The sequence below is a fragment of the Synechococcus sp. RC10A2 genome, from assembly GCF_047502605.1.
On sequence record NZ_JANSHP010000023.1, the window covers coordinates 61,095 to 72,380 of the forward strand.

At 62.2% G+C, this 11,286-nt stretch carries 12 protein-coding genes and 1 tRNA gene; 7 read left to right on the plus strand and 6 right to left on the minus strand.

Annotated elements, in window-relative coordinates; all coding sequences use genetic code 11:
• Positions 1-13 precede the first annotated feature (13 nt).
• On the minus strand, positions 14-859 hold the full coding sequence (locus tag NW848_RS02575; protein ID WP_414510413.1) for a hypothetical protein: 846 nt from the start codon (positions 857-859) through the stop codon (positions 14-16).
• A gap of 96 nt (positions 860-955) precedes the next feature.
• On the opposite strand from NW848_RS02575, the gene NW848_RS02580 reads away from it, so the two are divergent.
• Entirely contained in the window at positions 956-1,615 is a 660-nt protein-coding gene (locus tag NW848_RS02580) for an SDR family NAD(P)-dependent oxidoreductase (protein WP_414510414.1), read from the plus strand.
• Positions 1,612-2,637 (plus strand): zinc-binding dehydrogenase, encoded by a 1,026-nt coding sequence (locus tag NW848_RS02585; RefSeq protein ID WP_414510415.1) that lies wholly within the window; start codon positions 1,612-1,614, stop codon positions 2,635-2,637. Before NW848_RS02580 ends, NW848_RS02585 begins: the two co-directional genes overlap by 4 nt.
• A 2-nt stretch (positions 2,638-2,639) precedes the next feature.
• On the opposite strand, the gene NW848_RS02590 is transcribed toward NW848_RS02585, so the two are convergent.
• A tRNA-Arg gene (locus tag NW848_RS02590) sits at positions 2,640-2,711 on the minus strand.
• A gap of 74 nt (positions 2,712-2,785) precedes the next feature.
• Here NW848_RS02590 and NW848_RS02595 point away from each other — a divergent pair.
• Positions 2,786-3,208, plus strand: coding sequence for a hypothetical protein (locus tag NW848_RS02595; protein ID WP_414510416.1), 423 nt, complete (start codon positions 2,786-2,788; stop codon positions 3,206-3,208).
• Positions 3,208-4,761 (plus strand): FAD-binding oxidoreductase, encoded by a 1,554-nt coding sequence (locus NW848_RS02600; RefSeq protein WP_414510417.1) that lies wholly within the window; start codon positions 3,208-3,210, stop codon positions 4,759-4,761. The genes NW848_RS02595 and NW848_RS02600 overlap by 1 nt, the downstream gene beginning before the upstream one ends.
• On the opposite strand, the gene pckA is transcribed toward NW848_RS02600, so the two are convergent.
• On the minus strand, positions 4,742-6,307 hold the full coding sequence (gene pckA / locus NW848_RS02605) for a phosphoenolpyruvate carboxykinase (ATP) (RefSeq protein ID WP_414510418.1): 1,566 nt from the start codon (positions 6,305-6,307) through the stop codon (positions 4,742-4,744). The genes NW848_RS02600 and pckA overlap by 20 nt on opposite strands.
• 103 nt (positions 6,308-6,410) lie before the next feature.
• Here pckA and NW848_RS02610 point away from each other — a divergent pair, with 103 nt between their 5' ends.
• Positions 6,411-7,784, plus strand: a complete 1,374-nt coding sequence (locus NW848_RS02610; RefSeq protein ID WP_414510419.1) for an MATE family efflux transporter — start codon at positions 6,411-6,413, stop codon at positions 7,782-7,784.
• A gap of 9 nt (positions 7,785-7,793) precedes the next feature.
• Positions 7,794-8,744, plus strand: coding sequence for a DNA-methyltransferase (locus NW848_RS02615; protein ID WP_414510420.1), 951 nt, complete (start codon positions 7,794-7,796; stop codon positions 8,742-8,744).
• On the opposite strand, the gene NW848_RS02620 is transcribed toward NW848_RS02615, so the two are convergent.
• Entirely contained in the window at positions 8,689-9,771 is a 1,083-nt protein-coding gene (locus NW848_RS02620) for a hypothetical protein (RefSeq protein ID WP_414510421.1), read from the minus strand. The two genes, NW848_RS02615 and NW848_RS02620, sit on opposite strands and share 56 nt — an antisense overlap.
• Positions 9,764-10,003: a helix-turn-helix domain-containing protein gene (locus NW848_RS02625; RefSeq protein ID WP_414510422.1), complete on the minus strand. Its 240-nt coding sequence runs from the start codon at positions 10,001-10,003 to the stop codon at positions 9,764-9,766. The genes NW848_RS02620 and NW848_RS02625 overlap by 8 nt, the downstream gene beginning before the upstream one ends.
• Before the next feature lie 100 nt (positions 10,004-10,103).
• On the opposite strand from NW848_RS02625, the gene NW848_RS02630 reads away from it, so the two are divergent.
• Positions 10,104-10,334 (plus strand): hypothetical protein, encoded by a 231-nt coding sequence (locus NW848_RS02630; protein ID WP_414510423.1) that lies wholly within the window; start codon positions 10,104-10,106, stop codon positions 10,332-10,334.
• A 59-nt stretch (positions 10,335-10,393) separates the two neighbouring features.
• Here the strand turns inward: NW848_RS02630 and NW848_RS02635 are convergent, their stop codons facing one another.
• Positions 10,394-11,275: a sulfurtransferase gene (locus tag NW848_RS02635; protein ID WP_414510424.1), complete on the minus strand. Its 882-nt coding sequence runs from the start codon at positions 11,273-11,275 to the stop codon at positions 10,394-10,396.
• Positions 11,276-11,286: the final 11 nt, after the last annotated feature.

Consider the following 11,286-nt stretch of genomic DNA (forward strand, 5'->3'; position numbering starts at 1 on the left):
CTCCTAACCGCATTCAGTACGGGCGGAAGAGCCACGGATTACAGCCGTCGAACCAGTAGTAGGACGGCACGCCCGAAGTGTTGTAGCCCGTGAAGGGGTCGTAGTTCGGGTCAGTGTTGTTGGGGGCAATTGCTAACCCCAGCCGACGCCAACTCACATGCCCGTCCATGTACGCCATTATCGTGCCCTTGGGGTGAATCCACACCGAGTCCGTAGTGAACATAGCACCGCTAACTCTGCAAGCGCCATCCCGTGCGGGCGAATAGTAGCGGCACTCGATACGAGGGTTTTCGCACCCAAGCGTCGGGTTGCTGAGCGCATAGCCCACAAGATAAGTGCGCCCGCGACCTTCCCAAAGCGCGGGAACCGTCGCTGGATTGTCGGACTGCCCTAACGAGAGACGGTGGAGCAGCCCGTTGTAGGTGTACGAAACCTTCGCTGGGCGTCGGCGCGGGTTCGCATAGTTGCTATCCGCAATCTTGGTCGCAATCGTCGCAGGACAATAGAGCAAGTCGTAGCGCGGAGCGCCTCCACGAAAAGACAGATACGGCAGAATTGCGTTCGCCCACATTGACGCAAAGGCTGCCTCTCGGCTGGGGTCAGGCTGCCTCCAATCGTAGGGCACAGGGTGCGCATAGCTCCACAACCAGTTGCCTGTCGTATCGCGCCCGAACGCCAACGGGAACACCTCGTCGTAGTCTTGGAGATACATCAGCATCGCAGTCGAAAGCATCCGCATACGGGAAACACACTGGTCTTCGTCGGATAGGTGTCGTTGCGCAATCAGCACGGGCGTCAACGCGCCCAGCCAAAGCGTCATCAGCAGAATCACTCCAAGCTTTCGGTAAGCCTCACGCATCACAAACCTCCTCAAGTCCGTATCGCGATATGGAGGATACCCCACACTCAAAGTTTCTCGGTATTCGCCCTTTGCAACAGGTACAATCTACTTACTATGGGACACCTACTATTAGTTGGCGCAGACAGCACTATCGGTCAGTCCGTTGCGAAGGCGTTTATGGAGGACGAATGGGAAGTGTGGGCGATTGGACGCCACGCGGAGCGGTTCGCGCCGGGCGTTCAGTGGGCGCACACGGTGCAGGATGTCGCCGACGAGTCGGCAATTCAGAGCGCAGCGCAGGCGTTGCAGGCGCACCTGCAAGCGCAAGGCGACCGTCAAGTGGACGCGCTGGTGTACGCCGTGGGCGACATCACCGCGCAAAAAGTCGCCGAGATGCCGCTGGAAGCGTGGCGGCGCATTTTGGACGCGAACCTCACAGGCGCGTATGTGGCGACACGCGCCTTCAGCCCGCTGTTTAGCCCCGAACCGCACCTGTTTTACATCGGCGCACTCAGCGAGAAACTGGTGCTGCCTGGCTTGAGCGCATACGCGACGGCGAAGGCAGGGCTGGAGACCTTCGCGCAGGTGCTTGCCAAAGAGCAGCCGCGCTGGAAGATTACCCTCGTGCGCCCTGGCGCGGTCGCCACCCGCTTCTGGGAGCGCGTGCCGTTCCGCATGCCGCCCAAAGCCCTCCAGCCCGAAGATGTCGCCCTGCGCATTCTGGAGGCGTACTACAACGAGCAGAAAGGTACCCTGGACATCATCCCCGAATGAGAGCCGTCGAGCCGATTCCCGACACGATGCAGGCGGCGGTGCTGTATGCCTACGACGGCGCGTCCGACTCGCTGCGCATCGAGACGCGCCCCGTGCCGCGCCCCCAGCGCGGGCAAGCGCTGGTCAAGATGACCGCCGCGCCGATTAACCCCTCCGACCTGATGTTCCTGAAGGGGTTGTACGGCGTACTGAAGCCGCTGCCCGTTGTGCCTGGTTGGGAAGGTGCGGGGCACGTGGTCGCGACGGGCGACGACTGGCTTAGCCGCCTGCTGCTGGGCAAGCGCGTGGCGTGCGCCGCGCCAAACCAGCACGACGGCACTTGGGCAGAGTATATGCTCACCGCCAGCGCACGCTGCGTACCCTTGATGGACTCCGTCGACGACGAGGCGGGCGCAATGCTTATCGTGAACCCGCTGACGGCGTGGGCGCTGATGGACATCGCGCGTAAGGGCGGGCATCGGGCGTTCGTGCAGACCGCCGCCGCCAGCGCACTGGGACGAATGCTGCTGCGCTTGAGCCTGCATTTCGGCGTCGAGGGCATTCACATCGTGCGCCGCGAGGAGCAAGCACAACTTCTGCGCTCGTTGGGCGCACGCTATGTGCTGAACAGCGAGGCAGAGGGCTTCGACGAGCAACTGCGCGAAACCTGCCGCCAGTTGAACGCGACGATTGCCTTCGAAGCCGTGTCGGGGATGACCGCCGCGCGGGTGCTGCACGCCCTGCCCGACGGGGGACGGCTCGTGCTGTACGGCGCGCTCTCCGAATCGCCGCTGATGGCAGACCCACGCGATTTGATTTTCCAGCGCAAGCGCGTCGAGGGCTTCTGGCTCGCTGACTGGCTCGCAAAACGCAGCCTGTGGGGGCAATTGCGCCTTGCGCGGCAGGTGCAACACGCGCTGGGCGACCTGCTCCGCAGCGAGGTGGCAGGGCGATATCCGCTGCACGAGGTACACCGCGCCCTGCAGGACTACCAAGCCTCGATGACGGCGGGCAAACGGCTGCTGGTGATGCGCAATAAATAACGCGCCCCCGGCAGGAATCGAACCTGCGCACCAGGCTCCGGAGGCCTGCGCTCTATCCACTGAGCTACGGGGGCGTGGTGGAGCCTAATTATACCCAAAGTGCCTCCTTGCGCGTCCAATAGGTATACTACGCAACAGGGAGGTTCGTATGAGACACCATTTACGAGCGTTTGGACTGGGCGTGCTGTTGACGCTGGGCTGTGTGGTCGGGTATTCGCAGTTGGACAAGATTCTGAAGGCAGGCGGGATTGCGCTGGTGGTAGACCGCTTTGGCGGGGACATGGATCGCGCCCTGAACCGCCTGACGAACACCAAGCCCGACAAGAATTTCGCGACCAAAGTCGTGCCGATTCTGAGCGCGGGCAATGGCGCACACATCGGCGCGGCGCAGGTGATGGGCAAGCCCGACCTCGTGCGCAAGGTGCAAGCCGTCGCGCAGATTGAAGGCGACTTTCTGGGGCGTGAGGTGCGCCTGCGTGCGCTGGTCCCCATTTCCACGAAAAGCCCGCAGCGCGGCATCGACCGCGTGGAGGGCGTTGGGGTGTCGGGCATCATCGACATCAAGCTGTAATGCAGGAAGGGCTGTACGCGATTGTCGGCAGTGAGGGGCGCGGCGCGTTGGAGGCGAACTACCGCCTTGGCGACGCCGCGCCCTTCGCCGTCGTTGCGCCCGCCAGCGAGTCGGAAGTGTGCGCCCTGCTGGAATACACGCACGCCATGCGCACGCCGTGCCTCGTGGCGGGCAGCGGTACATACCTGACCCATCTTACGCCGCCTGACCGCGCATGGTGGCTGCTCAGCACGCGCCGCCTGAACCGCGTGATTGACTACTCGCCGCAAGACTTGGTGCTGACCGTCGGCGCGGGGATGACCCTGCACGCCGTGCAAGAGTTGTTGCGCGAACATCGTCAGTACCTGCCGTGGAACCCCGCGCTGCCTGCGCAGGCGACCATCGGCGGGATTGTGAGCAGCAACCGTGCAGGCTCGTGGCGCTATCGGTTCGGCACGCCGCGCGACCGATTGCTGGCAATCCGCGCCGTGACGCCCGACGGCGTCGCCTTCAAAAGTGGCGCGAAGGTGGTCAAAAGCGTTGCGGGCTACGACATCCATCGCCTGCTGTGCGGCGCGTGGGGCACGCTGGCAGTGCTGACCGAAATCACGCTCAAGGTGCAGCCGATACCCCAGCAGTTCGAGGCGGTCGGCTGGCAGACCACTTGGGATGCGCTGGAGCCGACGCTCGCCGAGTTGATGCAGATACCTCTCCAGCCCGATGGGATTAGCGTGCTGGCGCTTCGGGGTGGAGATATACAAGCAAGGGCGTCACAGTGGGCTGCGCAGGTGGAATCGCCGCATTCCCAAAACTACTTCTCTGTCAGCGTTCACAACAGAACGATTTTCTGCACCCCCTCCTTAAGGTTCCCCCTGCAGGCAGGGGGAACCGAAGGGGCTTGGTTCCTCTCGCGAAGCGGGGGGAACCTTAAAGAGGAGGGTACACACGATAACCTCATCTTGTGCGCCCGCTCGACCCTCCTCGAACCGCCCCCAACCGTTGCGCCCCTCACCCAGCACGAGCTACAAACCGAGCCGCGCCTGCAGACCGAGCAGGGTGCGCCTGCGCCGTACCTGCTGCTGGAGTTTTCGGGGTCGCCCGAAGGCGTCGCGTGGCAAATCGAGCAACTGCGCGCACGGGGCTATCCCGCCGAGCCAGTGCCCGATGCGACGCTGCAGCATGTGCGCGATTGGCTCGCCCCGCGCCAGCACGCGCTGATGCTGCAAATCCTAATGCGCCCCAGCGAGGTTGCCGACGCTATGGCGCGCTGGAGCGAACTGCCAAGCGTCTCCGCGCTGGCGCACGCGGGCAACGGCGTCCTCTATATCGCCGCCGACGAGCGCGGGTTGACCGACGCCCTGCTCCAGCACATCCGCGCCCTGACCGCCAAGTATCGCGTGCTGAGCGGCGCGGGGTGGCTGTGCGAGCAATCGGGTGGCGAACTGCCCAAACTTGCCCTCTCCGAAGGCGAACGCCGCTTGATGCAACGCCTCAAAGCCGCGCTGGATGAACGGGGGATTCTGCCTAACTTGCTTGGCAGTTCCTCGCAATCGCTTAGCCCCGAATGCGCTTGAGTTGTTCTTGCATGCGCTCGGCGAGTTGGCGCGCCTGTGCGTCGTAGGCGGCTTTGTCCTGCCAAGTGTCGCGCGGGTGCAGCAGGTCGTTCGGCACATCGGGCACGGAGTCGGGCACTTCCAGCCCGAAGATGGGGTCGGTGTGGTACGAGACGCCGTCCAGCGCGCCGTTCAGTGCAGCGCGAATCATCGCCCGCGTGTAGCGGATGGGTATCCGATGCCCAACGCCGTACGCGCCGCCCGTCCAGCCCGTGTTGACCAGCCACGCCTGCGCATGGTGCTGGCGCAACCTCTCGGCGAGCATCGCGCCGTAGCGGGCAGGGTGCATCGGCAGAAACGGCGCGCCAAAACACGCGCTGAAGGTCGTCTCAGGGGTCGTAATCCCGCGCTCCGTGCCCGCCACCTTCGCCGTGTAGCCCAGCAAAAACATATCCATCGCCTGCTCGACGCTCAGGCGGCTGATTGGGGGCAGCACGCCGAACGCATCCGCCGCCAGAAAAAACAGATGTTGCGGATGCCCGCCGACGCTGGGCAGCACCGCGCCGTCAATGTACTCCACAGGGTACGCCGCGCGCGTGTTCTCGGTAATCGAGGCGTCCGCGTAGTCGGGTTCACGCGTGTCGGGATGCACCACCACATTCTCCACCACGCTGCCGAAACGGATGGCGTGCCAAATCTGCGGCTCGTGTTCGCGCGAGAGGTTGATGCACTTGGCGTAGCAGCCGCCTTCGAAGTTGAAGACGCCCGTATCCGTCCAGCCATGTTCGTCGTCGCCAATCAGGCGGCGTTCGGGGTCAGCAGACAGCGAGGTCTTGCCCGTGCCGCTCAGCCCGAAAAAGAGCGCGACATCGCCCGCCGCGCCCATATTCGCCGAGCAGTGCATCGGAAACACCCCCTGCAACGGCAAAATAAAGTTCAACACCGTGAAGATGGACTTCTTGATTTCCCCCGCATAGCCCGTGCCTGCAATCAGCACGATGCGCCGCACAAAGTCCAGCGCGACGACCACCTCGCTGCGCGTACCGTCGATCGCAGGGTCGGTCTTGAAGTTCGGCGCGTGCAGCACCAGAAAGTTCGGTCGGAAGTCTGCCAGCTCCTCGCGCGGCGGGCGGATAAAGAGTTGCTTCGCGAACAAGTTGTGCCACGCCATCTCGTTAATCACGCGCACCTTGAGCCGATAGCGCGGGTCCGCCCCCGCGTAGCAATCCTGCACATACAACGGGCGGTTCGCCAAATACGCCGTGACGCGCAAGAGCAGCCGCTCGAACACCTCTGGCGCCATCGGCTGGTTGACCGCGCCCCAAGCGATTTCCGATTCGCATTCAGGGCGACGCACCACGAACTTGTCTTTCGGGGAGCGTCCCGTGTAGTGCCCCGTGGCGGCGACCAGCGCGCCATTCGCCGCCAACTGCGCTTCCCCATTTCGAATCGCATGCTCCACAAGGCTGGCGACAGAAAGGTTGTGATACAGGGGGGCGGCGTGTCCTAAAAGTATGTCTATCTCCGTATTATTCGCTTCGGTCGTCCAATCGGTATGCATAGACATCGTTCTGTTCCTCCAGAGTTTCGGCTCGGCAGTGAGCGTCCCGCACACGGCGCGGGAACGCCATAAAGGATACCCAACGACGGCAGGTACAATAACCCCGCCTATGAAAACCCTGCGTTTATCGGAGTCCGCCGAACCAAACCTATTATCGGAAGAGAATGTTGCTCGCACAGTGTGGCGGTTGGCGCTGCCGACGATGGCGGCGTCGGTGGTGCAGTCGGCGAACAGTTTTCTGGATCGCATCTTTGTGGGGCGTTTAGGCGCGGAGGCGTTGGCGGCGGTCGGCGTCGGCAGCCAGTTGCTGTTTTTGACGATGGCGCTGGCGATGGCGGTCTCGACGGGCGCGACGGCGATTGTGGCGCGGATGGTCGGCGCGAACGATACGCACAGCCTGCGTCAGGCGGCGCGCCAAGCGCTGGGAATTGCTTGCGTGCTGGGCGTCGCGTTCACGCTGTTGGGCTACCTGCTGCTGCCGCAGATTATTCGCTGGTACGGTCTGGAGGCGGGCGCGGACGCGCAGGCGCGCCAGTTCCTGACGCTCGCGCTGTTGGGCGCGCCCGCCAGCTTCCTGATGATGGGGCTAAGCGGCACCTTTCGCGGCTTGGGCGACACCCGCTCGCCAATGTACGCCAGCATCGTGGCGACCGTCGTGCATATCGTCGGCGACTACCTGCTGATTTTCGGCAAGTTCGGCTTCCCCGCGTTGGGCATTCGCGGCGCAGGGATTGCGATGGCGCTCTCGCTGTGGGCAGGCGCGGGGATGCTCTGGGCGCAGCTGTGGTTCAGCCGACGGCGCGCGTTGGCTCTGCCCGCGCTGCCTGTGTGGGCATGGTGGAAGCGTATCCTGCGGATTGGGCTGCCCGCCTCCGCGCGCACATTTATCTACACAACCAGCTCGGTGATGTTCACGGGCATCTTGGCGGCGACGGCGGCGGGCACGGCGGCGGTCGCCGCGCTGCCAATTGGCTTGACCGCCGAATCGATTGCGTTCATGCCCGGCTTCGCGTTCGCGATTGCGGCGTCCGCGCTGGTGGGGCAGGCGCTCGGCGCGAAAAATGAACGCCTGGCGGAACGCTTCGGCTGGACGGCGGCGTGGCAATCGTGCGCTGTGATGACCACGATGGCGGTCGTGTTCTACCTGTTCGCGGAGCAGTTCGCGGGGCTGTTCACGACCGACCCGCAGGTGAAGGCGTTGGCAGTAGCCTATTTGCGCATCAACGCGCTGACCGAGCCGTTGCTGGCGTTTGGGATGACGCTGGCGGGCGCGTTGCAGGGCGCGGGCGACTCGCTCAAGGCGATGCTGGCGACTTTCGTCACGCAGTGGGTGGTGCGCATCCCGCTGGCGTACCTGCTGGCGTTCGGGTTGGGCTGGGACGCGCACGGCGCGTGGTGGGCGATGGCGCTCAGCTCGGGCTTCAGCGGGCTGCTGATGATTGCCCTCTTTCGTCATGGCGGCTGGAAACGGGTGAAGGTATAATCCACTCGCATGCAAACGCTCCAGATTGAAGGGCAAACTGTGTACTTTGGCACTTCAGAGGACATGAGCGTCATTCCCGACGCTTGCGTGGATTTTATCATCACCAGTCCGCCGTACTGGAACCTCAAAGACTACGGCGACGAGGCGCAAATCGGGCACGAGCCTTACGAAGTGTATCTGCATCGCCTCAATCATGTTTGGCGCGAGTGCTACCGCGTCGCGAAGCCCCACTCGATAATGGTTGTGAATGTGAATTCACGCCGCGCCAATAAACGCTTCTATCCCATCGCGTTCGACATCTACAGGTCTATCCCGCTCTGGCAACTCTGGGATGTGATGATATGGTATATCCCCAACGCCTTGCCGCAGCCAAACCACTACATGAATCGCCTGTTTGACAACAAGTTCGAGTACCTACTTGTTTTCCTGAAGGGCAACCCTGACAAATACAAGTTTCACAAGCCGCGCGTGCCCCAGAAGTATGCTGGTGTGGACCCACGCGAATATAAACTCAACGAACAGGGGCGGTGCCTTGGGAATGTGATTCGCATTCCTGCGTACCGTCCGCCGAACATAAGACAGCAGAACTATCATGTGGCGGCGTACCCCGAAGAGCTGGTCGCGCTCATGCTGGCAACCTACACAGATGAAGGCGACTTGGTGCTAGATCCCTTTCTCGGTAGCGGCACGACCTTGAAAGTGGCTCGCGTCATGAATCGACGCGGAATCGGTTTCGAGGTGAATACCCACTATGCCGAACTAATTCGCGAGCGTATCTGCGAGCCTTGGGAGCCTCCCGACTGGAGCGACTTGGACATCCTGCACGCATCGACGATGGTTCCTGGCATGCTAAAGCCCCGAAAAGCGCATTTTCAAACCGCCCGCCTTGCCCAACTGCCGCTGATTAGCGATCCCCAGCCGCCGACGCTTTTTTCGCTTGAGGAGCAGGAGGCTCCTTGAGGGCAACCCTCGTGAAACCTGCCTCCACTCCGCTGGGAAGGTTCTCGCGAATCTCGTAAGCCCCCTGATGCCGAGAGAGAAACTCGGCGAAGTTTTCAAGCTCTGGGTGATTCTCAACGAGCAACACTCGGTTCATCCCATGCGCAACCACAATCGCGAATTTCCAAAGAGTTTTGAACTGGACGAATTCATCCGCTGTTTCCAGAACGGTGTTGAGTCCTTCTGCATTAGACCCGAATCCGACTCCGTCCACGAAGGCAACCAAAAACGGCGGCGGCGCATTCGGGCAGTTTTGGTGGATGGCTTCCATAGCCTTTTTCACCTCATCGCTTTTGGACTGACCGAACATGCCTATGTTTGCCGACTGAATCATCGATTGGACGAGGACTTTCGGGGCTTTTGAGTTGGGAACAACCAAGTCGAACGACACATCCCAAATCTTGACATCAGGCGAGAGGGGCTGTTTCAACTTCTCTTTGGGTTCGAAGGGTACGCCCAGCGCGTGCAACAACTCGGCAAGCCGTTGTTCGCCCATATGCCCCTGACGCTTCGCCCGCTCTTGACGAATGTAGCCTGGATAGGTCGCCTGACTCAACGCCTCGAAAACGCCCCTCAAAGTGTCGGCGTCGCTCTCTATCCCTGAACGGTAAAGGGGTTCAAACACCCTTTTCAGCCGCCTCACAAGGTAGCGGACTCCCGAATCGAACTTATGAAGCTGCTTGTAGCTTCTTGGAGCAGCGACCTCTCCAAGACTCGCTTTTAGGTCGCTGATGATTTTGTTGCGCGTCAAGCCGCTAATCTGAAGCAATAATGCTGTTAGATCCGCGCCGTTGCTTTCAAGAAGTTCCTTGAGGCTTCGGGAGGCATTCTCCACGTCTGCTCGACAGTGCTGATAGACTCGTTGGAGCCACTCCGCTTCGGTATCGGTCAGTGGAGGGCGCGCTTCGTAGCCAATCACAAAGGGATCGGCGGTATGATCCCACACATAGCGGAAAAACTCCTCGCGTCTTTGATCCAGTTTACTCATCTTGTAGGGACTCGGCAATCCGAATTAGCTCGCTGAGGGGTATCTGCAGCGCGTCTGCAATCCGCTGGGCACTGAGCAGAGTAGCGTTCCGTCGACCGCACTCGATATCGCCGATGTAGGTACGATGAAGCCCTGCGCGGAAGCCAAGCTCCTCTTGCGAAATCCCTCGCTCGCAGCGAACTTGGCGAACGGCTAAGCCAAAACGCTTGGTGATTCGATGGGCCGTCTGCACAAAGAGGTATTATTCACGAGGTGAGCGACGCTTGTCTACAGACTATGAGTGGCGTTCGTAAGATAACAGGCTCATCAGCATTGGTCGTTAGGGGGATACCATGACGGCAGAAACCATCCTATTCTGGGTTGCCGTGTGGCTGGCGTTGGTGAGTGTCAACACACTCATCACGGTTGCCACGCGCGGGCACTGGCTACCTTTCAGGTCGCGGGTGTGGCACAGGCTGGCACGCACGGAAGGCGAGGCATTTGCCCGCAACACCTTCCTGCTTGTCTCGCTGGGAACGGGCACATTGGCGGCGATGCTCCTGTGGGTGCGCAGTCGTCTGTAGGGCGCACCGCCGTGCTTTACGAGGCACGCGGCAGGGCGCACCGCCGTGCGCCCCTACATTTATGGCGCGGCTTGCCCCTTCTTGCTCGGTAGCCCGTGTGCGCTCCACTCGACCCACGAGCCGTCGTACACCTGCGCCTCGATGCCCAATAGCGCGCGCAGGGTGAACCACACTTGGCTCGCCTCGCGCCCCGAGTTGCAGTAGACCACCAGCGGGCGCGCGGGGTCAAGCCCCAGTTGCCGCACCCGCTCGCGAATCTCGTCGGGGCTGCGCCAGACGCTGTAGCCGCCCTCGTTGCGCAACATCTCGCGCAAAAAGAGGTTCTGCGCCGTCGGGATGTGCCCTGCCTGATACTGCTGCGGCGCACGCGCGTCCAGCACCTGCACAGGTTCGGGCGACTCAAGATACTTCTGCAGCCACTCCAGCGTGCGGAACAGGTCGGGGTTCGGCTGCGCCGTGCGCGTTTGCGGCTCGAAGCGCGGGATGGCGCGAGTCAGCGGGCGGTTCTCCACCTTCCACTTCTCGAAGCCGCCGTCCAGCACCGCCACGCGCGTGTGCCCAATCGCCAGCAGCGCGAGCGCGGTGTAGGTCGCCGCCGAAAAGGCGTCCTCCGCGCTGGAGTAGACGACCACCTCGTTCTCCGCACCGATACCCATCGCGCCGAAGATTTCGGCGAGGCGTTCAGGGGGCAACATCTGTCCAGGGATGCCCCCGCGCGTGAGGCGCAGCGTCTCCGTGCTGAGGAACAGCGCGTTCGGGAGGTGTTCCTGCAGATAGGTCGCCAGCGCGCCCCGCGCGTCGATAATCCGCAGGTTCGAGTCGTTCAGTCGCTGCGCGAGTTGCGCCGTGCTGATGAGTTGCGGTTGCTCAATCCGCGTCTGCGCGCCGAGGGCTGCCAGCGTTAGCCCTGCCAGTACCAGTAGTCCTGCCCAGCGTGTCATAAGATAAGGAT